Below are 22,752 nucleotides of genomic sequence, written 5' to 3'. Positions count from 1 at the left end.
TGGCCCGGACGGGACCTGCGGCGGCGTCACGACCAGAGGCGAGCCGCGGTTGCCGGCGTCGGGGGCGTCCCCGGGGCCCGCCGCTTGACCAGGTACCCGGCCAGCCCGCAGCCGAGTCCGATGAGTGTGAGGAGGAAGCCGCCGACCAGGAGGAGGACCATCGCGATCGCGACGCCCGGGCCGTCGAGCGCCCGCTCACGGACCGCATCCGCCGGGATCGTGCCGCTCTGTCCGTCGGCGAGGAAGTGGCGGGAGTCCCGCGAGGTGACACGGTTGTCGCCCAGCATGAAGAGCCGGCCTTCCGGCACCTTCACGTCATAGGTCGTGCCGTCACCCACGGGGTCGCCCCCGGCGACGTACGGTTCGCGCAACGGTTCGCCGTTCACCAGCACCTGCTTGCCGTCGCAGCTCACCCGGTCGCCTCCGATGCCGATGACGCGCTGGAAGACGAGATCCGTGTCCGAGTAGCGCCCGGGCAGGTAGGAGAAGACCGCGTCGCCGCGATGGACTTCGCTGCCGTCGATCTTCTTCGTGAAGACGGTGTCGCCCTGCTCGTACGTCGGCCGCATCCCATCGGAGCCGACGCTGTGGCCGCCGAAGACGGAGTCACCGAGCAGCCACGTGGCCGCCGTCAACAACACGCCGAGCGGTATCAGCACCAGCCCGGTGATCCACAGTCCTCGTCCCGGTCCCATCCCTCAGCCCCTCCCGGCAGTTCGGCCCGCACCCTATCGACACGGGCGGACCGGACGGCGGGGCGGGGTGCGCCGGAACCGCGCGCCGGCACGCTCGCGCACCACCGGCTGCCCGGAGTCGCAGGGAGCAACGGCCGGAGGCGACCCAGGTGGGGGACCGAGGCCCACGGGCTCATACGATGGCCCGCCATGGACACGAGTGAGGGCGGCAGACAGCCGGTCGACGGCCGCTTCGAATTGATCTCCCCGTTGGGCAGCGGGGGCATGGGCACGGTATGGCGTGCGCGTGACATCGCCCTGCAGCGCGAGGTCGCGCTCAAGGAGGTGCGTCCGCCGGACCCGGCGCTCGCCGCGGCCCGTCCCGGTCTGGACGTGCAACTGCGAGAGCGGGCGGTGCGCGAGGCCCGGGCGCTGGCCCGGCTGGCACATCCGCACGTGGTGACCATCCACCACATCGTCGAGCCGGCCGGGGACGCCGACACGCACCCGTGGATCGTGATGGAGCTGGTCAAGGGCGGCTCCTTGCACGACCGGATCGCCCAGGGACCGATGCCGGTGGCGCAGGTGCTGCGCCTCGGCCTCGAAGTGCTCTCCGCGCTGCGGGCCGCGCACGCGGAGGGAGTGCTGCACCGCGACGTGAAGCCCGCCAACGTCCTGCTGCGGCCCGACGGCAGCGCCGTCCTGACCGATTTCGGCATCGCGGCCCTGCACGGGGCGACCAACCTCACCGCCACCGGCGACCTCATCGGCTCACCCGAGTACATCGCGCCCGAGCGGGTCCGGGGCCAGGAGGGCAATCCGTCCTCCGACCTGTGGTCGCTCGGCATGCTCCTGTACGTGGCCGCGGAGGGTGTGCATCCGCTGCGCCGGGCCACCGGGCTGGCCACTGTCGTCGCCGTCCTGGACGAGCCGATCCCGGCGCCGGTGCGCTCGGGCCCGCTGGGTCCCGTACTGGAGCGGCTGCTCGTGCGGGATCCCGCCGCGCGCCCCGACGCCGCGCAGCTGGAGCAGCTGCTGCGGGAGGCGAGCGCCGCCCTCGAGTCCGGCCGGCCGGCGGCCCAGCCGGTCACCCCGGCCCCCGCCCCGGCGGCCGCGCTGGGAAGTTTCGGGCCGGCCGCCCCGATGCCCACCGCGGTGCAGGGGCACACGCCCCCGGCCGGGATGGCAGCCGCTTCGCCCACGGTCCCGGTGGCCGGCCCCCGGCCGAACAGGGGCCGCCGTACGGGCCTGGTCGCCGCGGCCGTCGCGGTGGTCCTCGCGGGCGGCACCCTGGCGGCCGTCCAGTGGCTTCCCGACGGCCCCGGATCGGGGTCGGCGAAGGGGTCGGGGCAGCAGGCCCGGGGCACGACTCCGGCGCCCTCCGGCTCGGCGTCCGCGGCGGGCTCCGGCAGCGCCTCGGGCGGCGCGCGCGGCTCCGGCGAGGAGACCCCGGCCGCCGCACCCCAGGGCAGCTTGATCAACCCGGCCGGGGCGCGGGCCGCCGTCGAGGCGTTGCGCAAGGAGACCGGCACCACCACCTTCCTCAACCTGCGGATCTACGAGAGCTACGTGCTCGCCGACGTCCCCGTGACCCCGGGGGCCAAGGCGACCCACTCGTACCGTTACAGCGACGGCAAGGTCAGCCGGTTCGGGGCGAGCGGAATGCCGGTACAGCAGGGGCAGCCGCCCTTCGACATGACCCAGGTGAACTGGGACGTGCTGCCCGCCCTGATGGACCAGTCGCAGCGGGACCTGGGCGTGGGCCACCCCGCCATGCGCTACGTGCTGGTGGGACCGTGGCTGATGGACGGCTCCCCGTCCATGCGCCCGTACATCACGGACGAGACCGGGGGAGGCGGCTACGTCCACGCGGGCATCGACGGCAAGGTGGTGAAGGTGTACCGCAGTTGACCTGTACCGCAGCTGACCTACCGCGGTCGACGACTTCGCGAACTGCTCCGGGCGCCGTGCTGCCCGCCCGGCGCTGACGCCGAACCGCCCTCCCGCACCGTCCGGGCCCGGTAGGCGCTCGGCCGGTGGCCGGTGTGGCGGGCGAAGAGGGCGGCGAAGGTGCCCGGGTCGCGGTAGCCGACGGCCGCGGCGACGGAGGCGACCGTGCGGTCGGTGGTATCCAGGAGATGGCGGGCCCGGCGGACCCGGGAGGCCTGCAGATGGGTCAGCGGGCTGCGCCCCGTCTCCTCGGCGAAGCGGCGCAGCAGTGTGCGGGTGCTGACCCGGAAGGTGTCTGCGAGCGCGGCGAGGTCGTACCGCTCGGCGAGGTGCTGGTCGAGCCACCGCATGACCTGCTGGGAGAACTCCCGTCCCGGCTGCGGGAGGAGCCGCGGGTCGACGTAAGGGGTCTGGTGGGTCCGCGCATCGTCGACGAGGGCCACCCGGGCGGTGGTCCGGGCCACCCGGGCGCCGTTGTGCCGGCGGATCAGGTCCAGTGCGAAGTCGTACATGGCACTGAACGCGGCCGTGGTGGTCACCCCCGTGTCGGTGATCACCAAGTGCTCGGGCCGCACGTCGGCGGCCGGGCAGCGCCGGGCCAGTTCGCCGGCGTGCAGCCAGGAGGTGGTGGCCCGGCGCCGGTCGAGGAGCCCCGCCTCGGCGAGCAGGAACGCGCCGACGCAGAGGGAGACGACGGCGGTGCCGGCCGCGGCCTGCGCCCGGATCGCCGCGATCTCGGGGGTGAGCCGGGCGAGCCGGGCGTCGAGGTCCGTGCCCGGGCCCAGCTCGAAGCCGGGTACCACGAGGACGTCCACCTCGCGCAGGGGACGCACGTCCAGGGCCGCGCCGCCCGAGGCGGTGACCCGGCGGCGGGGCGAGAGAACCGAGACCCGGTAGCCGGGCGCGTCCGGCCCGGCGACGTGCCCGGCCATCGTCAACAGGTCGGGGACGCCGAACACTTCGGACGCGAAGCAGCCCGGATACGCCAGGACCCCGACGCGCAGCGCACCCGGCCCGGCGCCCGGAGCCACACCGTCCGCCGCCTGCCGCGCCATGTCCGCCATGTTCGCCCCCTACCCCCTCGCGTCCCGGGTCCCGCGTCGTCGACCGCGTACCGCTCCGCGTGTGGCGAGATTACCCCCGGCCCCGGCGATCCCGCCCCTCACCCGACGGCCGGTTCCGGCGCCAGGCTGGCCCCCATGAGCGACGACGATCCGATCACCGACTTCACCCGCCGGAGCGTGGCCGTGGAGGGGGTGGCGAAGACGGTGTACGTGGCCGGGGCGGGGCCCGCGGTCGTGGTGCTGCCCGAGATGCCGGGCATCAGTCCCGACGTGCTGCGGCTCGCACGCTGGGTGCGGGACGCGGGCTTCACCGTGTACATGCCCTCGCTGTTCGGGACGGACGGCGCGTTCCCCACCGTCGAGGGCGGCCGGGAGGTCGTCCGCCGTGCCTGTGTCAGCGCGGAGTTCCGCGCCTTCGCCGGGGGAGGCACCAGCCCGGTGACGCTCTGGCTGCGCGGCCTGGCACGCCAGGCCCACACCGCGTGCGGGGGGCCCGGGGTGGGCGCGATCGGCCTGTGCTTCACCGGCAACTTCGCCCTCACGATGGCCCTGGAGCCGGCGGTGATCGCCCCCGTGGTCAACCACCCGTCGCTACCGCTCGACGACCCCGGCGGACTCGAACTCGACGCGGCGGATGCGCGCGCCGTGCGCGACCGGCTCGACCGCGACGGACTCACCGTCCTCGCCTACCGCTTCGAGGGCGACCGCTGGTGCACGGGGCAACGCTTCGCCGCCTACCGGGCGCTGCTCGGCGACGCCTTCGACGGGCGCGTCCTCCCGGACAGCGCCGCCAACCCGGCGACGCCGCCGTTCTTCGCCGACCTGGTCGGCACCCCGCACAGCGTCGTCACCGCCCATCTGGTCGACGAGGCCGGCCACCCCACGGTCCGGGCCCGCGACGAGATCCTCTCCTTCCTCGCCCACCGCCTGCACACCCGCGCGGACCCCGCCCCTGACCCCTCTGCTCCGCCACCGCCGGGTGCGGCCGTTCGGCGGACGTAGAGCGGGGCACTGGGGGCGGCACCGCCGGGAGGGGATACGGATGTTCCCGGCACCCGCCGCCCCCCGCCGTCCCAGGGAGACTCCGATGAGCTGCATCAACCGACGCGACCTCGCGCTGCTGGCCCTCCGCGCCGGAACCGGGGCCGTGCTCATGGCACACGGCACGCAGAAGCTGTTCGGCTGGTTCGGGGGCGGCGGCCTGGACAAGACCGCGGCCGCGATGGAACACATGGGCTTCACCCCCGGCCGGCACAGCGCCCTGGCCGCAGGACTCGGCGAGACCGGCGGCGGGGCCCTGCTGGTCCTGGGCCTGGCCACCCCGGCCGCCGGCGCCGCGGCGGCGGGTGCCATGGCGGGCGCCGTGTCCGTCCACGCCCCGGCCGGATTCTTCGCCCAGGCCGGCGGATACGAGTACCCCGCGTTCCTCGGGTTCACCGCAGCCGCCATCGGCCTCGCCGGCGCGGGCCGCTACTCCCTCGACCACGCCACCGGCCACACCTTCGACCAGCGGTGGATGCTCGCACTGGCCTTCACCGCGAGCGCGATCGGGGCAGCCGTCGTCGTTGCCAAACGGGCGCGGGGGCAACAGGAGGCCGACGAGAAGCCCGCTGACGAGGTGTGAGCCCGGAGGCTGACGCCGGTCGGACCAAGCGGTGTAGTCCTCGGGGTAGGCGCGGGTGCCACCACGCGGCCGAACCCCTGAAGGCCCCCCCGGGCGCACCCTGCCCGGGGGGCCTTGCCGTACCGGGTGCCTAGAAGGCCGAGTGGACGAACCAGTGGGCGAGCAGATCGGGGTCGCCCTCCAGGTGGAAGGCGTCGCTGTCGCGGTCGAGGCGGCCGTAGAGGAGCAGGAGCAGGTCCGCTGCCGTTCCCCGGACCGTGGCGTCGGCGGTGCGCGCTTCGGTGGTGCCCGCTTCGGTGGTGTCGGTCACCAGGGCGAAGCCGTCGGGGCGCAGGCGGACCAGCCAGTCGTCGTCGCCGTCGGTGCAGCTGAAGCGAACGGTCCGGTCGGGGCCCCGGAGTTCGGCGGTGAGCGGAGCGAAGGGGGAAGCGAACGGCAGGTTGGTGAGAAACTCGTCGATGCCGTCCGCCGCCAGTGCGCGGTCGATGTGCGGTGTCCGGCCGAGGGCGAGTTCGGCGTCGGTCCGGTGGACGAGGGTCTCGAAGAGCATGCGGCGGATCCAGAACCGGGCGTGCTGATCGGGTCCCCAGGCCCACATGGGCGCGTCCGGGTCGGTGGAGGTGAACATCTCGGCGGCCTCGGCGGCGCTCTCGGACAGCCAGTCCGGGTAGTCGTCGGGCTGCTCGGGAAGGCGCAGGTCGACCTCCCGGCTGGTCGGGGGCTGCTGGATGCGCCGGCGCAGCAGGTCGGTGAACCAGCGGTGCACCTGCCCGGTGTGCCGGGTCAGGTCGGCCAGGGTCCAGCCCGGGCAGGAAGGCACCGGAGTGGTGAGGTCCGCAGCCTTGACCACGGCGACGAATCGGGCGGTCTCGGCCGCGACGGCCGCGCCGTGCTGGGCGGGATTCATGCCGGTGTTCCTTTTCCATGGCCGCCGGGAGGGCGGGCGGGATGCTTGAGGTCCTAAATGATTAATGTCCTCAAATAATATCCAGAACGTAAACCGGAAAGGTGAGAGTGTCAATCGAGCCGGGGGCCGGGAGCACATCCCGGCTGTCGGGCGTTGGACCCGTCGAAGGGCGATCTTGTTGTGCACACTGCACTAGCCGAGTGACGAGGAGGATCTGATGAGCGCGGCCGACGAGGGACGGCAGTGGCTGGACGAGGTCAGTGTCGACAACGCGAGGGCCACGCTGCTGCAGCTCCTGGCGCGGGCGGGGGTCCCTTCGAGTGACGCGCGGGAACTGATCGGGCTCGTGGAAGCAGGTGCACTGGCTCTCGCGCACAAGGAGCTGAGCAGCGGCGGCCGGAATGCGCCCGGGGACAAGGGCGCGGCCTACGAGACGGGCTGGCTCGACGGTGCCGGGGGCCTGTTGGAGGAGCTCGGCTCGATCGCCGAGCAGACCCTGCTCCGGGCCCTGGAGACGGATGACGGGCAGCCGGGCCCGGCCGGGGAGCGTCCACGGGCCGGGCGCATGGAGGTGGAGCGGGCGCGGGTGGCGGTCACCCCGCTGCATCTCACGTTCACCGCGGCCTCGGAACTGGACCCGGAGGTGACCGAGGAGGTGCTCGTGGCCGTCCTCGGCACGATGAACCCCCGGCAGAGGGCCGGGTACGCAGGGCGGCTGACGGAGTTCGCCGCGGCCCACCGCACCCGGCTGGAGAAGCTGTACGTGGCCTTCGGACCGGGCAGCACCATCGCGGTGCACGGCCGCTATTCGCTCCTCCACTCGGCCACGAGCATCGCCGTGCTGGAACGGCTCTTCGCCGCGCCGCAGGCGCTGCGGGAGGAGTGGGACGCCGCGGAGCTTCCCCCCGCATGGCTCGACGGCCTGACGACCGCCTGGAACGCCTCGGCCTGACCGGCCCGCCACCCTCCACCAGCCGCGCGGCCCGACACCGGCCGGCAGTTCGGCCCGCCGGACACCCGCGTGCCGGCGCCGCGCCCGCCAAGGGCCGACGTCCCGACCTCCCTGGCCCCGCGCGGTACCCGGGCGATGGGGATGGGCAGGGGTGGCCGGCCGGCGCCGGGGAGGGGTGCCGTCCGACACGGTGGGTCCGGCGGGGCTGCGTAGCGCGAGGCCCGGCGGGTAGGCGCGGGACACTGTCCGCGAGTGGAGAGGATCCCGCATGTCGGCCCGGACCGTCCCCGCGTACGGAGCGCAGCCCGAACCCGACACGCTGCTCGGCGGTCGTTACCGGCTCCATGCCGCCATAGGCTCCGGCGGTACTGCGGACGTCTTCCGGGGCGTCGATGAGGTGTTGGGGCGTGAGGTAGCCGTCAAAGTGTTCCGCGCCGGCTCGGACACGATCACCGCCGACCGCTTCTGCGACGAAGCACGCACCCTGGCCCGGCTCTCCCACCGCGCCCTCGTCACCGTCTACGACATCGGCCGTCACGGACAGGGCGCTTTCATGGTCACGGAGTTGATCCGCGGCGTCACCTTGCGCACCCGCATCGAAGCCGGTCCTCTGAGTCCCGTCCAGGTCATCCGACTCGGCACGGAGATCGCCTCGGCCCTCGACCACGTCCACGCGCACGGAATCATCCACCACGACGTGAAGCCCTCCAACATCCTGCTGAGCGACAGCGGGTTCCCGCACCTGGCCGACTTCGGGCTGTCCAGGACCGTGCACGAGCGGTCCCACAGCGATCCGGCCACACTGGTCGGCACGCTCGCGTACATGGCCCCCGAGCAGCTCCTCGGCCAAGGTGCGAGCACGGCCGCCGACGTCTACGCCCTGGGCCTGACGCTCCTCGAAGCGCTCACCGGCCACCGCGCGTACCAGGGGACACCCATGGAGGTCGGCACCGCCCACCTCCTGCACCCGCCCCGGCTGCCCGACGGTCTGCCAGGCGACCTCGGCAGACTGCTCACAGCGATGACCGACCAGGATCCCCACGCCCGTCCCGACGCCGCCCGGGTCCACTTGCGCCTGCAGGCCATCGCGACCGCGCGGTCGCCCCGCGCCACCGGGCGGCCCCGCGCCAGCGTGGCGAGCGCGCCGCACACCGAAACCCCCACGCACCGCTCACCGTTGCCGCCCCTCGCGGCTGCCCGCGCCGCCGCGCAGCCCCCACGACCGGACGCACGCGCGCCGGCGATGACCCCGGCTCGCCGGCGGGCGGCCGCGATCGGCCTCGCGGCGGTGAGTGCCGTCGGCGCCTGCGCGCTCCTCGTGGGCGGGCTTCCGGCAGGCGAGAAGACCCCTCCTGCCGAAACCTCCGCCAGCCAGACCTCGGCACCGAAGGATGCCGAGGCGGCCGCTCCCACACCGTACGTACCGCCGGCCTCCGCCAGCCCCGGCCTGACGACCCCGACGCCGTCCACCGCCCGCGAACTCCCGCCTTCCGCGCGGGACGTTCAGCCGGCGAGCCGGCCGTCGTCGAAGACCAAGGACGACCACGAGAAGGCGAAGGGCAGGAAGGACAAGGGACGACCCAACTGATCGAGCCGCCCTTGACCGGCCCGCTGGGTGACCGCTTTCCCCGGGCTCCGCCGGCCGGTGATCACACCCTCACGTTCGGGCCGGGTGCCGACGACACCGCCCTCCACCCCGGTCCGTACGCCGTTCACGCGGTGACGTCGACCCGCACGGTCTCCACCCAGGCCGGGGGCGCGGGCGGGTCGTCACCCACCAGTGCGGCGATCAGCCGGCAGGACGGTGTCTCCTCCGGCCACGGCGTGTACCCGTCGGTCAGCACGATCACGATGTTCGGCCGGTCGGGCAGGGCCAGCGCCGCGCTGATGCCGACCCGCATGTCCGTGCCTCCGCCGCCGGCCAGAGTCACCTCGCCGGCCTGGCGCACCCGGGTCACGGCGTGTACGTCCGCGTCGCAGGCGAGGACGGCGACCCGGTTGCCGCCGACGCCCACCTCCCGCAGGACGCCGGTGACTTCGGCCAGCGCGGCCGCCAGGTCGTCGGGGCCCATCGAACCCGACGTGTCGATGACGACGGCCACCCGCGGCAGCGGCCTGCGCAGGCTGGGCAGCACCACCCGGCCGCCGAGCGCGGGAGTGCGGCGCGAGGGGCGGCGGTACGTGTAGTCCACCGCGCCGGCCGCCCAGGCGGCGGCCTCGCGGACCGCCCCGGACAGGGCCTGGCGCCAGTCGACGGAGGGCTCCAGCAGCTCCTCCGCCCACCGGGCCCAGCCCTCGGGGACCCGGCCCCGGCTGCGCTGGTGGGCCCGTACGGCCTGGGCGGTCTGCCGGCGCAGCGCCTCTGCCTCCACCGGGCCCACCCGGGCGGGGCCACCGTCCTCGCCCAGCTCCCAGGGCGCGGGGGTGCCGTGCGCGCCGGAGCCGCAGTCCGGCCCGTGGGGTGAGCGGGGGATGGCCGACAGGTAGCTCTCGAACAGGCCGCCCGTGGGCAGCCCGTAGAGCCTGGGCTCCATCCGTCCCTCGGGCAGCGCCAGCCCGTCGGCGAGCAGGTCGTCGTTGATCTCGCAGTCCTGGGCGATGTTGACCCGGACGTGATCGCGCTGATCGGCGGCCGGCAGCCGCTCGGCGCGGCCGTGGTGGTCGCGCAGCAGGTGCGCCACCTCGTGGATCCACACCCCGGCCAGCTCGACGACCGGGGTCGCCTCGACGAAGGCGGGGGAGACGTAGCAGCGCCAGTCCCGGTCGACGCCCATGGTGCGCACCCCCTCCGAGGGGACCACGGTCAGGGCGTACAGCGCGGAGGCGAGGTACGGACGGCTCTCCGCGGCCCTGTAACGGGCTGCCAGCAGTTTCGCGCGGTCCAGGTGCAGGCGCACGGCGGGCCCGGGGCTCAACCGCCGCCCGGCAGGGAGCCGGACAGCTGGAGCAGTTCCACGAAGGCGTCGATACCGGCGGGCACGGGCCAGTCGAGGTCGCGCATCGCGGCCAGGTCGGCGGCGGCGCGGGCGGCGACGTCGGGCACGCCCGCGTCCACGGCTTTGGCCAGCACCGCCCAGCCCGCCTCCCACCGGGGCCGGGTGAGCTCGCTCTGCACGGCAGCGACCACGGCGATGAGGAAGGCCAGCTGCCGGTCGCCGCGCTCGGGCAGGGCGAAGGCGTCCGGGTCGGCCAGCACCCGGTCCGGGTCGGGCAGGTCGAGGTGCTCGAGGTACGAGAGCAGTTCGATCCCGGCGGCTTCACCCACCGCGCCGGTGAGCGCGGCGGCCAGTGCCTCCCGGCCCGTCGAGGCCGCGTACCCCGTGGCCAGCAGCCGCAGGGCCATTTCCCAGGTACGCGGGGAGGGCCAGCCGCGGCCCCGTGCGGCCGCGTCGGCCGGCATGTGGTGGACCAGGCCGGGCCGGGCGGTGAGGAAGCCGGACACGGCGCCGCGCGCCCGGGCGACCGCCGAGGAGGCCTTGGCGGGATCGACGGCCGGGATCGCCACCTCGGGCCAGGTGCCGGCCATGCCACGGGCCACGGTGCGCGGGTTGTGCGTCCAGTCGAGGTGGACGAAGCGGTTGGCGAGCGGCGGGCTGAGGTGCCAGCCGTCCGCGGCGCTGGCGGGCGGATTGGCCGCGGCCACGATCCGTACCGCCGCCGGGAGTTCGAGGCTGCCCACCCGCCGTTCCAGGACCACGCGCAGCAGGGCCGCCTGCACGGCCGGCGGGGCGGAGGACAGCTCGTCGAAGAACAGCAGCCCGTGGCCGGTGCGGGCGAGGCGTACCGCCCAGTCCGGCGGGGCCATGGGCACGCCGGTGGTGGCGGGGTCCTCGCCGACGATGGGAAGTCCGGCGAAATCGGAGGGCTCGTGAACGCTGGCGATGACGGTCTCCAGCCGTACGCCGAGCGCGGTGGCGAGCTGCTCCATGCCCGCGGACTTGCCGATGCCGGGCTCACCCCACAGGAGGACGGGCTGATTGGCCGTCACGGCCAGGGCGAGCGCCTCCAGTTGGGGGTTGGTGGCGGGCTCGGTGCGGGTGGCGCTCAGCCGGGCGCCCAGGGCGTCGGCGGCGGCCAGGGCCCGTGCGGGCTGCGCCCGGTTCGCACTCATGCGTCGTCGTCCTCGTCCTCGTCTGCGTCCTCGTCTGCGTCTTCGTCGTCCGCGTCCTCCTCGCGGTACTCCATGTGCTCGTCGAACCAGTCGGCGCCGATGCCGGGGAACTCCTCGTCGACGCGGTCCCGCAGAAAGGCGAGGTCGGTTCGCTTGTAGCGGCGGATCTCCTGGGACAGCGACAGTTCCATCTCGTCGATGACGTCGATCCGGGAGCCGGCCGCCAGCAGGTCCCTGACCAGATCCGCCGAACCGCCCCAATGCACCGCGGAGAGCAGCGGGGTGCGCTCGCTCCTGTCCCGCGCCTCGAGGTCGAGTCCGGCGGCCAGCAGCCGGGGCAGCAGCACCTCGTGGTCCAGCAGGTGCAGTACGTGGAGCAGGCCGCGGCCGCGGGCGTCCCGGATCCGGGGGTCCACGCCGGCGTCCAGCAGGGCCACCACACCGGGGGTGTCGCCGTGCTGAGCGCGCAGGAAGAGTTCGTGCCGCTGGGCCCGGAGGGCACGGGGCAGCCGCCCCTCGCCCGTCGTCCAGGCCTGCTGCACGGCGAAGCACCCCGAGACCGCGCCGCCGAACGCCCGCATGGCGCGTTCGCGTTGCTGCTCCTCGGGGGTGTGCGGCACATCGAGTACGCCGCCTCGCGAGCGCACCTCGTGCCACCCGCCGCGGCAGCGCACCCGTACCGGCCTGCCCGATTCCGGACCCGGCGGGCCCACGACGGGTCCGGCACCGGGGAACAGCGCGGCGGCCACCAGCGGGTGCAGCTCGCGCGGGGTGATCCGGCCGGCCCGTACCAGTTCGAGGTCGGGGAGCCGTTGCCAGGCGTACCGGGGCAGGGACGGGACGGCGAGCGCCTCGGCCTGTGGGGCGATGCGGGCCCGGAGCCCATCGGGACCGTGTTCGAGCAGGAGGTGGAACAGCCAGCCGGCGGCGATCCGGTACCGGTTCCCGGCTCCGGCCGCCACGAGCCGCGCCACCTCCGGCGCGAGCCGGGTGAGGTCGACGGGAATCCGCGCCAGCAGGGCCTTCGGGTCGGCCGGGCGCTGGTACGGCTGCGGCGCAGGGACGGTCAGGTCGCACTCGATGCCCGCCGCCGCGTACGCCTCGACCACGTCCTCGCGGTCCCGGAGCCGGGCTATCCGCTCCGCGAGGCCGTCCTGGACGGCGAAGCGCGCGCCCAGCTCGGATGCGCACCGGGCGTCCCAGAACGGCCGGACCGCGGTCCAGTCCTCAGGGACGAAGCCCTGTCCCGTGTACACGTTCCACTTCTTGGCGACGACCGGCGCGCACTGCAGGCGCAGCCGCTGCGAGCCTTCCGTCATGACGGGCGTGGTGACCGACAGGGTCGGGCCGCCCGGGCCGCCGTAGGAGGCGAGCAGGATCCGCAGGTCGGGGGCGATGGTGGTGCGGCCACCCAGGAGCCGGGGGAGGTGCCAGCGCAGCAGGTCCGGGGCGAGGTGCCGCAGGTCATCGGCCACTGCCTCGGCGACGGCGGCGCCGTAGCGGGCCTCGAGCTCGGGCAGCTCGAAGTCGACGTCCACGGCGGCGGCCGTGCAGGCCGCCCGCCAGTCACCGGCCAGCCGGTGCGCGGTGGCCTGCTCGATCATCCAGCCGGGCACCGCGTAGCGGCGGATCCGCTGCCAGGCCGGGCCGTCCTCCTGCCGGAAACCGCCGGACAGTTCGGCCTTCACCACGCTCACCGGTACACGCTGCCGATGGCCCGCACGTCCGGGTGGGCGGCCCGGGCGGGGCGGAGCCGTTCGGTGAAGGAGCGCTTCACGCGGCGGGGCAGGCCCGGGCCCAGGCCGACGTACTCCAGGGGGCTGTCGGCGGGCACCGCGGCGAGCAGGCCCTTCGCGCCGCGTCCGGTGAGGCCGGTGTGGCGCAGCTCCAGGCGGCGCAGGGGACTGCCGGGGAGGGCGGCGGCCAACGCGTACGCCCCTTCGTCGCCGGGATGGTTGCCGGGGGCTCCGAGGCTGCGCTCGGACATGGTGCGTCCGAGGTCGAGGGCTTCGATGCTCCCGAGGGACGAGGCCAGGGAACGCGCTCCGGCCGCGCCGATGCCGTTGCCGCCGAGCCCGAGGCGGACCGGGTGCGCAGAGGCGGCCGCGGCGGTGGCGAGGGCCGCGGCGCCCTGGTCGCCGAGGTGGTTGGCCGGGACGTACAGCTCGCGCACGCCGGCGTCCCGGATCAGGGCGGCGAGCAGCGGGGCGGCGTCGGGGCCGAGGCCGTTGCCGCCGAGGAACAGCCGTTCCAGGGGATGCGCGCGGTCCAGCAGGGCGTCGAGCAGCAGGCGTACGCCGTCGGCGCCGATCCCCGTGTTGACGAGGTCGAGCGTGCGCAGGGAGCCGTTGCGGCGCAGCAGCGCGGCCAGGGTGCGGGCGCCGTCCCCGAAGAGCGGGTTGCGCTTGAGCCAGAGGGCGCGGACGGTGGTGTCCTCGGTGAGCGCGCCGGCGAGGGCGCTCACTCCGTCGGGGCCGATCCGATTGCAGCCGAGGTACAGGGTGTGCAGCCCATGCCCGCCGGTGAGGGCCCCGGCCAGGGTGCGGGCACCCGCGTCGCCGATGGCGTTGGTACCGAGGAGCAGATGGGTCGCGTGTACGGAGGCGGCCGCGGCCGGCAGCAGCCGGGCCGCACCGAGGGGGCCGAGCCCCTGCTTGCAGAGGTCGACGCGGCCGTCGGTGCGCAGGGTGCCGAGCGGGAAGGTTTCGTCGGCTTCGACGGGCCGGTCCGCGGCGAGCCGGGCGAGCAGCGGCTCGAGGCCGGCCGGGTCTGCCGGGGGCAGGTCGGGGTGCTCGATCGCGGGGCACCGTACGGGTGTCGGCTGTGTCATCACCACTCCACCGGTTCCTTCGCCGGTGCCCGGCGTCCATCATGACGTGAGACGAGAAATGCAGAAGCAGACGCAAGACCGGTCGGATTCGAACCGACGTCCTCCAGCTCGATGCGTGGGCGCGACGACCTCTGCGCTACGGCCTTGCTGCCGGCGATCATACCCACCCGGCGGCCGAAAATCGATCACCAGTCTGAGCCGTCAATCCCCGATTGCCCCAGTACGTCCGCCAGTTGCCGTCCTGACGCGGCTACTTCGAAACCGGGGCCGGGGAACTGTTCCCGGATACGAGAAGGGCGAGCCGGTGCAACCGCTGGTAGTACTGAGCCGCTGCAGGCTCGTTGATCTCAGGGACGACGTGCTGTAGTTCGTCGAGGCACTTCTGCAGGATGCGGCTGTTCTCCGAGTCGAGAGTGCCGCCATGGGCCAGCCACGCCACCACGCAACCGGCGGTGTACAGGTCGAGCAGCCACATGTCCGTGCCCCCCTCGGCACCTCGCAGGCTGTCGGGGAAGGGTGCACGGCGGTGTTCGTGCCAGAGTCGGGCTGCGCTGCGCGCCTGCTCAGAGGATTCGCTCACTCGAACCATAGTGCCGCAGGCGTTGTGCTGGGCCGGCGTTCAGAGCTTCAGGCCGCGGTAGCAGAGGCGGCGCAGGCTACGGCGGTGAAGGCCGGGAAGCGCGCCGGCCCGCAACCGGGGTCGCGGGCGCGTCTCAGTAGGCGGCGTACCCGTCGACGGGGGTCTGGAAGGCCAGGTAGAAGCCGGTTCCGTCCTTCACGTTCGTGGCGACCACGGTCCACTGGCCGGCTGCTGCCCAGGTCCGTCCGTTACACGTGGCGGTCGCCTTGAAACAGACGCTCGCCCAGGAGCCCTTGTTGGGCTTGACGTTGATGTCCGCACAGCGGCTGGTGGTGTAGGCCCAGTCCTTGCCGTTCCGCGGCCAAGCGCCCAGGACGGCGTCGAAGTAGACGGCTCCGCCGTAGCAGGAGGCGACGGCCGTGGCGGCGGGAGTCCGCTCGGCGGCGACCGCCGGGGTCACGCCTGTGGCGGTGAGTGCCGCGGCAACCGCGAAGGTGGAGAGCAGGTGTCTCATCGTGGCCTCCTCGATGTCGTGTCGTCGGGGGCGCCAGGGCGAAATGCCAGGGGCGCCCACGCGCCCCGTGCACGTGACGACGCTGAGGAGACGGTAGCGACCGACCGCCGCCGGACGGTTGTGTTCCGTCGATTTCCCGCTCGCCCCCCGTCTGGGGCCATCGAGCGCCACGGCGAGACCGCGGCGACGGGAGACCCCGGTGGAGATCGGCGTGTTTCGGACAAAGGGGACATTGGCCACATATAGTGCGCAACCGTGATGTTTCGGTAACGAAACATGCCGGTGAGGCAGGAAAGGGATGTAATGCGCAAGCTTCGTAAGGCTGCTCTCGTGGCCGCCATGATCGGGAGCCTCAGCATGGTCGGTGCGGGGGTCGCCTCCGCCGACGGGGACGGGGACGGTGCTGCCCGGGAATGCACTCAGGCTGCTGAGGCCAGTAACACGTCCACCAGTGTCAATGTCCCGGTGAACATCGCGGTCGCCGTCTTCGGTGTGGTGGCGCAGTCGAACACGACGCAGACGAACACCGCGCAGTCGAACGAGATCCAGCAGATCTGCGTCAACGGGGACAACGGCTCCGCCGCGAATGCCCTCGGCCTCGACTTCGACCAGACGAACGCCTTCGTGGACGTCCCCGACGGGGTCTGAGCGCAGGGGTACAGGGCGGCTCCGGGATCCGAAGCTTCGGATCCCGGAGCCGCCCTGCGTGGCGACCAGCGCCACCCGGTGCGGGCGCCCCTTCGGGCGTCGCGCATGGCGGCCATGGGGAAGCCGGTTCTGGGCGTCACCTTCCCTTTGAATTTCAGAGCGATCAGGGCATTCGACCGGCCTCTCCACGTAGCGTCCGGTGACTTGGGGTCACACGGCAGGCTCCAGGCGGTGAGCCGCCCCACAGGACCCAGGTCACATACGAACGGGCATAGTGGCCTGTCGATGCCCCATATATCCCGTGTTGTGCCGCCTCCCACCTGCGCGGATGCCGCTCCCGCCCGAGGGGGGCCGGTGTGCCCCGTCTGCGAATCCCGTTAGTAAGGGGGTTCGTTGCCAGGGGGTCCGGGGGTCTGTAGAACTGGATGAGTCGCAAGGCGCCGGGGTCCTTCACCCCCGCCGACGAACCCCTCTCCTCCGCGTGAGTGGCTCACGCATGTCTTCGGCATGCCCGCGACCGCCCTTGTCCCCTTCGGAAGGTCAATCCGTGTCCAACGCCGTCATCCGCCGCATCGCCGCTTCCAAGAAGACCCTCGTGGGCTCCGTCCTCGCCCTGGGCGTCGCCGGTTCCATGCTTGCCGCCGTCCCGGCGCAGGCCGCCCCGACGAGCGCCAAGGCGATCGCCCAGCAGATGATCAAGGACCCGGCCCAGTTCGCTGCGTTCAACAACATCGTTTCCCACGAGAGCGGCTGGGACTACACCGCCACCAACGCCTCCTCCGGCGCCTACGGCCTGGTCCAGGCCCTGCCGGGCTCGAAGATGGCCTCCGCCGGCGCGGACTGGAAGACCAACCCCGCCACCCAGATCAAGTGGGGCCTGGACTATATGAACGAGCGCTACGGCTCCCCGGTCGGCGCCTGGAACTTCTGGCAGAACAACCACTGGTACTAAGCCACCAGCGGACAGCAGACACACGAAAGACGCTCGGCCGGCACCTCCCGGCCGAGCGTCTTTGCGCATGCGGCCGCGCTGCTGCCGGCAAGGCGGCTTGTGCGGTAGCTGGATGTCACAGCCCGAGGGCGATGGCGGTTCGGGTCAGCTCAGCGGTGCTGTGAATGTTCAGCTTCGCCCGGATGCGGCGGAGGTAGGCGTCGACGGTGTGCTTGGAGAGGCCCATGTGGCGGGCGGTCTGCAGGTAGGTGCGGCCGGCGGCGATGTGGCGCAGTGCTTCCTGCTCACGCGGGGCCAGTGCGACGGCGGGGGTCTGGGTGTGCGGCATGGTGAGGGTGAGGCTCATGGGATTTCCTCCGCCGGTTTCGGCTCGGTCGTCGCTGCTCGCACCCTCGGAAGCAGTTGGACGTAATGTCCGGTTTGTCTCTTATTAAGAGACTGGCTGAGGCGCTTCACGAGAGTGTCCGCCGACTGTCACAGGCGTGTGACAAGGCCCTCCGCCCATGGCGCCGGGCCTCGGCGGGCTCGGATGAAGCACAGGAACGTCGTGATGCCGCTCCGCTCGCGCGGTGAGTCGATCCCGTTCCCTGCCTCGCCGGCACCGGCCCGGCAGGAGACCGTCTGGGCCATCTATGCCCCCATCCCGATCACCTCGAGGGGATGGGGAACCCGGGAAGCATCCGAGGTGCCTGGCGTGCCAGATGTGCAGCGCCCGCCTGCGGCTACAACCGCAGGGGAGGCTACGGCCGAACCCGGCCCGCCTCCGGTGCCCGCCGCGTCGTTCCGGCGACCTGCCAGGTGTCCGCCCCCTGGCGGCCGCGCCTGCAGGCTCAACGCGCTCGGAGCCCGCTACACCGCCCGACTGCTGCTTGCGGCAGGGGGGCACGGCGACGCTGCTGCCGCTCGGCAGTAGCAGATCGCTAGCGCACCGGCACGAACAGCCACCCCGCCCAGCGGTTCGGACCGGGCCCGTACGGTTCACCTCTCGCAGGGCGCCAACCACGGTTACCAGCGTCAGCCCAAGACTCCCATCCAGGTCCGCCGGGACTGCTCCTCCGGACTCGATGCCACTGGCAAGATCCTTGCGATCCTCCGCCATGGGCAGCGAGGCGGAATGGCCCACCTCACGCGAGGAAGCCCTGTTGCGGAATCTCTCACTCAGCTAGCGTCATTTGCCCGATAGGTGTCGTCCCCATGCCGGGTACGACCGCCCGGCCCTCGAACCGGAATGCCATGTTGAGCCAGCGAACCGTCCCCACCGTGCTCGCCTCCCTCCTTACGCTCGCGCTGGCCGGCTGCTCCACCGTTGCCGACGCCGCGAGCGGTGAAGCCCGGCCCACCGCCGCCTCCGCCGTGCCGTCGTCGGCGGACGTGGCGAGCCTCCCGACCGCCCCGACCCCCACCGTGGCTGCTTCGACGGCCTCGCCGTCCGCCGTCGCGACCTCGTCGCCGGAGTCGCCGGAGTCGCCGAGCAGCGCGCGCACCCAGCCGGCCACGCTCGCCATCCCACGGATCGGCCTGGAAGGCCTGTCCCTGGTTCCGTACGAGGGGACCACCGACGACCGGCCCGGCACCCGTGTCCAGGACCAGGGACTCGCCGCCAGCCCGTACGGAGCGAGGGGCGGCGTGGGCCCCGGCCAGATCGGCAACTACCTGATCACGGCGCACCGGCTCTCAGCCGGTGGGCCGCTGCGCGACCTGCCGTCCCTGGGCGTAGGCGACTCCGTATTCGTCACGGAGGGCGGCGCCGTGTACGAGTACCGGATCACCGGGACTCGGAAGACCTCCTTCCGCTCGGAGCGCTCCCTGACCGAGCAGCGGGCCGCGGTCCCTGGCGAGCCGGGCGTGAAGCCCACCAAGGCGATGATCACGATCTCCACCTGCGCGACCCCGGAGGACAACGCAGCCGGGAACTTCTGGCGCGACGACCGGGGCAACCCGGAGCACCGCATCGACAAGATCGGCGTCCTGGCCTCCACGAAGCCGGCGGCCGGCGCGTAGGGACCTCATGGCGCCGCGGCCGCGAGGAAACCGCGACGTCCATGAAGTGGCGCCGTACGCCCCAGACCCACCGGCCCTGTGACACGAGGCGACCGGCTCCTCACCCATATCCCAGCAGTCGCCAGACGGCGAGTCAGGGCGGCGGCCACGGCCAGGCCTCAGCTCTGCAGCTCGGTACGGGATCTTGAGACCACGAGCAGCCCCATGGCAGGCTCGTACCGCATGATCGACGAATTCGCGAAGGACAACCTGCACGGAAGACTGCGGCGGGACCGCAAGGCGCTGCTCTGGAAACTCGACGGCTTGTCCGAATACGACGCCCGCCGACCTCTGACAGCGACCGGTACCAACCTCCTCGGCCTGGTCAAACACGTGGCCACCGTCGAGGCCAGGTACTTCGGCGAGGTCTTCGACCGCCCTTCCCCGGAACCGCTGCCCCGGTGGCAGGACTCCAACGGCAGCGATCTGTGGGCGACCGAGGACGAGACCCGCGATCAGATCATCGGGTTCTACCGGCGCACGTGGGAACACTCGGACGCGACGATCAACGAGCTTCCCCTCGACGCCCCCGGCCACGTGCCGTGGTGGCCGGAGCCTCATGCAGACACCAACCTGTTCGCCGTCATGGTCCATGTCCTCGGCGAGTCCATCCGGCATGCCGGGCATGCCGATATCCTGCGCGAGGGCCTCGACGGCCGGACCGGGTTGCGTGCCGAACTCGAGAAGCAGATCGACGAGGAAGCCCGTGCAGCCCACTGCGCGAAGATCGAGCAGGCCGCCAAGTCGGCCGCCCCAATCAAGCCTTACTAGAGCGGTTGAAGGGCAGCAAGCTGCACGTGCTGTCCGATACCCAAGGCATCCCGCTCGCCGTTGCCGTGTCCTGCGCGAACATGCACGGAAGCCTCACCCTCAAGCCGCCCATCCGCGGCATACCCGCCGTCCGGTCCCGCCGGGGACCACGGCGGCGCCGCCCCGTCAAACTCCGCGCGGACAGAGCAGTTCCGGCAATCCCTGGGATCCGTTCCCTAATACTCCAGCTGTAGATCGTGATCAGATCGGGTGGTGGTCGCAGGTCACGGCGTGGACCCTGCCTGCCGACAGGAAGCATTCGAGCCCCCGATGAGCGGCATTGTCAGTGCGGTGCGCTTCACTGTCCGCCATGGAGCTCACGCAAGCGGCCGTCAACGACCTACTGGCCCGGCTCGGCCCGGGGGACAGCTATATGTACCTGCCCGGCGATCTGGACCCGCAGGACCTGATCGACCTACTCGCAGGCATGTATGGCGCCCCGCGCACCCTCGTCCTCGACGGCTTCACCGATCCGACGGTCGACGATTCCAGGGGCGCGGCTCTCCTCGTCCCCTTCGAGGACCGCGCCGTGACGCTACGGGCGTGGGCGTACGGGGATCAGTGGGTCGGCGCGGGGACGGCGCGGGATGCCGAAGGGACCCAGCGGTCGGTGCTGGTAATCGCTGGCAGAGAAGTGCCCGAACCCTTGGGTGTCGCTCCGGACGAGGACGAGGACGAGGGCGAGGGCGAGGACATCGACTGGATGGAGCGGCTCAGACTGCTCACCGGCTGGACACAGTCCGACCAGCGGCCGGACGTGGACTGGGCGGAGATGGAGTCCCGGCTGGGCACCGCGCTGCCGAGCGACTACAAGCGCATGGTCGAGACGTTCGGCAAGGGCGCCTTCGACGGATTCCTGGACCTGAACCAGGAGCCGTGGACGGATCTCAGGGAGGACGACCTGCTCATTTGGGCAGGCACGGAGCACGAGAACCTGTATTGCTGGAGGGTCGACGGCGACGACCCGGACCGCTGGCCTGTCGTGGTCCGGTCCTTCGACGGTGAGGACGTCCCCTTCGACTGCCAAGCCGCTGAGTTCGTCTGCCGCATCCTCATCGACCCGCACCACCCGTTCACGATGGCCCGCTTTTTCGACACTCACTGGTTCATGAACTACGGGTAGAGCGGCTGACCGAACCCTGCCGCCGACGGCATCCACAGCGCGGTTGGCGGTGCCTTCGGGGAAACAGGGACCTGCCGCGCAAGAACTGCTGGTCGATCGCCGAGTGGGCCGGGGAAGCGACTCCGCACGGCATGCAGCATCTGCTGCGCGGCCACCTGGACGCCGAAGTGGTACATGACAACGTCCGTGATGACGTAGTGGATCAGCTGCACGATGACCAGGCAGCCTCGTAGTCGACGAGACCGGCGACCTGAAGAAGGGCGAAGGGAACCCACACCGTCGGTGCCAGGACACCGGCACTGCTGATGAGGATCTGTGAAATCGGTTCTGACCGCTCTTCCGTGATGGCTGCTCCGGAAGGACGGGCCGCAGCCAGGCCGGGCAGCCGTCGAGTGAACGCCGATCGGGCCGGGCTTTCTGAGCGGGGCGGATCAACAACCGAGTGCGACCGAGGCGAGGCCGTCAGGCAGTCGGCGCACCGCAGCCGCCACCGCCTCGGACGCCGTGGCGAATTGCGCCAGACCCTCGCCGGCGACGGTCATGGCGACCGAGTACCGGTCGGCGTCACGGGTGACCAGGCGCGGTCCCACGACGGAGAGACGAGGGCGTGTCGTGGTCGAGAAACTCAGCACACCGTGGCTGGTCAGCGGGAAGAGCGCCCGGAGTGCCGGTTCGGCATGGGCCGCCTCGACAAGGGCCTGGTACGCAGGCCGCCAGGGGTACTCCAGCTCGCTCGCCTCTGTGCGCAGGTACTGCCACTCGCTTCGCGTTAGACGTGCGGGGTCAAGGTCGGGCACCTCGAAGCGGCCGGTCAGATGCACGAACGGGGCGGCTCGACGGATATCGCTCAACCCTGCGCCGTCGTGCCAGGCCCGCGCGGCCTTGGCGACCTCTGCCAGATCGTCCGTAGTGCCGTCGATGAGTGCCATGCTCGCGAACGAGTCGGAACCACGGATCGACCACCGTCGTTCGTGGTGTAGTGCTCTGACCTGCAGAGAACGGCGGTGCGGCAGCGTGCAGCCGACCTTGGCAGCCCGGAGCAGACCGAGCTCCGGGCCCGTCATCGGGACGCAGTCGAGACGACCTTCTGCCACGGCCCTGAGTGCCGCGCTGAGGCTGCCATGCGCTGCAACGTCGGGATACAGGACGGCTGGATCGGGGGGTGTGGCCACAGGGCCCGATTGTGCCTGACCCGCGAATCGAGAAACGCGCCGGTGCAGCACCGTCCGAAGTAGCGGAGACCGAGCTTGACGACTCGTGACAACGCCCCAGCCGATAACGGCGCGGAGCACGTCGTCCTCCTACAGCCGCAGTCATCCGAGGAAGCGCGGTCAGCACTGTGAAATCGGTCAGTGCTGCTCTTCGCTCCTCCCCGCTCGATTACTGGAGGCAATGATCGCCGGGGTCGCCCGTGCCTTGTCGGGTGCTGGTGCCGGCCCTCGTCCGGAATCAGCCTCATGAAAACATCCAGCGATGACTGAACCGAGCAGCGACGACGGCCGCACTTTCCGGCGCGAGACCGAGCGGGTCGTCAACGAGATCGCCCAAGGGCTCCGCACGTTGGACGCTGGGGTGCGCTGGTTCTCCGACCTCACCCCGACATGCCAGCGGATGGTTCTTCAGGAAGTCGCTGGCTATGGGATGCAGGCGCACATGACAGCTGCGGACGGCCGTGCGGGGGTGGCGCGGTCCGGTGTGAAGCCCACGGCCAACCCCTCGGTCATGATCTGCATGGACCCGCCCCGCTACGGGTTCGCGGGCCTGCCCTCCACCGAACACGTCAAGGCGTTCCGCGTCCTCGTTTCCGTGTTCGCCGTTGCTGACAGTCGCCGCCGCGAGAGGCACTGCAAAGGCGCCTGCGGACATGCATGGCACAACCTGCCGACGGCGACCGAGCATCCATAGCATCGGTCGTTGCAGCTCGGGCTGGGCCGGTTATCGAGCGGCCCCTCCTGAGTGACATCCGTCCGCAG

The 22,752-nt window shown here is 72.2% G+C and carries 22 protein-coding genes and 2 pseudogenes; 12 read left to right on the top strand and 12 right to left on the bottom strand.

The annotated features are described in order from the left end of the window. Window positions 1–26: 26 nt before the first annotated feature. Window positions 27–695: a signal peptidase I gene (gene lepB / locus ACIP5M_RS09750; protein ID WP_401194213.1), complete on the bottom strand. Its 669-nt coding sequence runs from the start codon at window positions 693–695 to the stop codon at window positions 27–29. A 189-nt stretch (window positions 696–884) separates the two neighbouring features. Here lepB and ACIP5M_RS09745 point away from each other — a divergent pair, with 189 nt between their 5' ends. Then, entirely contained in the window at window positions 885–2,585 is a 1,701-nt protein-coding gene (locus ACIP5M_RS09745; RefSeq protein WP_401194211.1) for a serine/threonine-protein kinase, read from the top strand. 17 nt (window positions 2,586–2,602) lie between these two features. Here the strand turns inward: ACIP5M_RS09745 and ACIP5M_RS09740 are convergent, their stop codons facing one another. Further along, window positions 2,603–3,688, bottom strand: a complete 1,086-nt coding sequence (locus ACIP5M_RS09740; protein ID WP_401194209.1) for a GlxA family transcriptional regulator — start codon at window positions 3,686–3,688, stop codon at window positions 2,603–2,605. Between the two features lie 135 nt (window positions 3,689–3,823). Between ACIP5M_RS09740 and ACIP5M_RS09735 the strand changes: the two genes are divergently transcribed. Together ACIP5M_RS09735 and ACIP5M_RS09730 are read left to right on the top strand one after the other, a co-directional pair. Next, window positions 3,824–4,690, top strand: a complete 867-nt coding sequence (locus tag ACIP5M_RS09735; protein ID WP_401194207.1) for a dienelactone hydrolase family protein — start codon at window positions 3,824–3,826, stop codon at window positions 4,688–4,690. Between the two features lie 85 nt (window positions 4,691–4,775). Beyond that, window positions 4,776–5,312, top strand: a complete 537-nt coding sequence (locus tag ACIP5M_RS09730) for a DoxX family protein (protein WP_401194205.1) — start codon at window positions 4,776–4,778, stop codon at window positions 5,310–5,312. Window positions 5,313–5,442: 130 nt separating this feature from the next. On the opposite strand, the gene ACIP5M_RS09725 is transcribed toward ACIP5M_RS09730, so the two are convergent. Then, entirely contained in the window at window positions 5,443–6,219 is a 777-nt protein-coding gene (locus ACIP5M_RS09725) for a maleylpyruvate isomerase family mycothiol-dependent enzyme (protein ID WP_401194203.1), read from the bottom strand. A 217-nt stretch (window positions 6,220–6,436) separates the two neighbouring features. On the opposite strand from ACIP5M_RS09725, the gene ACIP5M_RS09720 reads away from it, so the two are divergent. After that, on the top strand, window positions 6,437–7,171 hold the full coding sequence (locus ACIP5M_RS09720) for a hypothetical protein (RefSeq protein ID WP_401194200.1): 735 nt from the start codon (window positions 6,437–6,439) through the stop codon (window positions 7,169–7,171). A 268-nt stretch (window positions 7,172–7,439) separates the two neighbouring features. Next, a complete protein-coding gene (locus tag ACIP5M_RS09715; protein WP_401194198.1) occupies window positions 7,440–8,759 on the top strand; it encodes a protein kinase in 1,320 nt (439 codons plus the stop codon). 124 nt (window positions 8,760–8,883) lie between these two features. Here the strand turns inward: ACIP5M_RS09715 and ACIP5M_RS09710 are convergent, their stop codons facing one another. The 7 genes and pseudogenes from ACIP5M_RS09710 to ACIP5M_RS09680 form a co-directional block, all read right to left on the bottom strand. Beyond that, window positions 8,884–10,068 (bottom strand): VWA-like domain-containing protein, encoded by a 1,185-nt coding sequence (locus tag ACIP5M_RS09710; RefSeq protein ID WP_401194195.1) that lies wholly within the window; start codon window positions 10,066–10,068, stop codon window positions 8,884–8,886. A gap of 14 nt (window positions 10,069–10,082) precedes the next feature. Next, window positions 10,083–11,282 carry an AAA family ATPase gene (locus tag ACIP5M_RS09705; protein ID WP_401194193.1) on the bottom strand — a complete coding sequence of 400 codons (1,200 nt, stop codon included), beginning with the start codon at window positions 11,280–11,282 and terminating at the stop codon, window positions 10,083–10,085. Beyond that, window positions 11,279–12,979 (bottom strand): ankyrin repeat domain-containing protein, encoded by a 1,701-nt coding sequence (locus ACIP5M_RS09700; protein WP_401194190.1) that lies wholly within the window; start codon window positions 12,977–12,979, stop codon window positions 11,279–11,281. Before ACIP5M_RS09700 ends, ACIP5M_RS09705 begins: the two co-directional genes overlap by 4 nt. Then, on the bottom strand, window positions 12,976–14,112 hold the full coding sequence (locus tag ACIP5M_RS09695; protein WP_401194187.1) for a gala protein: 1,137 nt from the start codon (window positions 14,110–14,112) through the stop codon (window positions 12,976–12,978). The genes ACIP5M_RS09700 and ACIP5M_RS09695 overlap by 4 nt, the downstream gene beginning before the upstream one ends. Window positions 14,113–14,185: 73 nt before the next feature. Further along, window positions 14,186–14,258: pseudogene (locus tag ACIP5M_RS09690) on the bottom strand. Between the two features lie 104 nt (window positions 14,259–14,362). Beyond that, the gene (locus ACIP5M_RS09685; RefSeq protein WP_401194185.1) at window positions 14,363–14,692 is read right to left on the bottom strand and encodes a hypothetical protein; all 330 of its coding nucleotides are present in this window, start codon (window positions 14,690–14,692) and stop codon (window positions 14,363–14,365) included. 133 nt (window positions 14,693–14,825) lie between these two features. After that, complete coding sequence (locus ACIP5M_RS09680; RefSeq protein ID WP_401194182.1) at window positions 14,826–15,206, bottom strand: hypothetical protein; 381 nt, start codon at window positions 15,204–15,206, stop codon at window positions 14,826–14,828. 303 nt (window positions 15,207–15,509) lie between these two features. On the opposite strand from ACIP5M_RS09680, the gene ACIP5M_RS09675 reads away from it, so the two are divergent. Then, a complete protein-coding gene (locus tag ACIP5M_RS09675) occupies window positions 15,510–15,854 on the top strand; it encodes a hypothetical protein (protein ID WP_401194180.1) in 345 nt (114 codons plus the stop codon). Between the two features lie 496 nt (window positions 15,855–16,350). Further along, window positions 16,351–16,806, top strand: a complete 456-nt coding sequence (locus ACIP5M_RS09670; RefSeq protein ID WP_401194178.1) for a transglycosylase SLT domain-containing protein — start codon at window positions 16,351–16,353, stop codon at window positions 16,804–16,806. Window positions 16,807–16,921: 115 nt separating this feature from the next. Here the strand turns inward: ACIP5M_RS09670 and ACIP5M_RS09665 are convergent, their stop codons facing one another. Further along, on the bottom strand, window positions 16,922–17,152 hold the full coding sequence (locus ACIP5M_RS09665) for a response regulator transcription factor (protein ID WP_401194176.1): 231 nt from the start codon (window positions 17,150–17,152) through the stop codon (window positions 16,922–16,924). A gap of 887 nt (window positions 17,153–18,039) precedes the next feature. Between ACIP5M_RS09665 and ACIP5M_RS09660 the strand changes: the two genes are divergently transcribed. The 4 genes and pseudogenes from ACIP5M_RS09660 to ACIP5M_RS09645 form a co-directional block, all read left to right on the top strand. After that, window positions 18,040–18,807 (top strand): sortase domain-bontaining protein, encoded by a 768-nt coding sequence (locus ACIP5M_RS09660; RefSeq protein ID WP_401194173.1) that lies wholly within the window; start codon window positions 18,040–18,042, stop codon window positions 18,805–18,807. A gap of 222 nt (window positions 18,808–19,029) precedes the next feature. Further along, entirely contained in the window at window positions 19,030–19,617 is a 588-nt protein-coding gene (locus ACIP5M_RS09655) for a DinB family protein (RefSeq protein ID WP_401194171.1), read from the top strand. Between the two features lie 349 nt (window positions 19,618–19,966). Continuing rightward, a complete protein-coding gene (locus ACIP5M_RS09650; protein WP_401194169.1) occupies window positions 19,967–20,779 on the top strand; it encodes a hypothetical protein in 813 nt (270 codons plus the stop codon). A gap of 68 nt (window positions 20,780–20,847) precedes the next feature. Continuing rightward, window positions 20,848–21,083, top strand: a pseudogene (locus tag ACIP5M_RS09645) (IS701 family transposase); the annotation flags it as partial. 127 nt (window positions 21,084–21,210) lie between these two features. Here ACIP5M_RS09645 and ACIP5M_RS09640 read toward each other — a convergent pair. Further along, window positions 21,211–21,708, bottom strand: coding sequence for a DUF6193 family natural product biosynthesis protein (locus ACIP5M_RS09640; protein WP_401194167.1), 498 nt, complete (start codon window positions 21,706–21,708; stop codon window positions 21,211–21,213). A 544-nt stretch (window positions 21,709–22,252) separates the two neighbouring features. Here ACIP5M_RS09640 and ACIP5M_RS09635 point away from each other — a divergent pair. After that, the gene (locus tag ACIP5M_RS09635) at window positions 22,253–22,684 is read left to right on the top strand and encodes a DUF5958 family protein (protein ID WP_401194165.1); all 432 of its coding nucleotides are present in this window, start codon (window positions 22,253–22,255) and stop codon (window positions 22,682–22,684) included. Window positions 22,685–22,752: the final 68 nt, after the last annotated feature.

This window comes from Streptomyces sp. NPDC088762 (genome assembly GCF_044750905.1).
GTDB lineage: Bacteria > Actinomycetota > Actinomycetes > Streptomycetales > Streptomycetaceae > Streptomyces.
The sequence above is the reverse complement of the archived record's forward strand: the minus strand, read 5'-3'. Positions and strand labels throughout refer to the sequence as shown.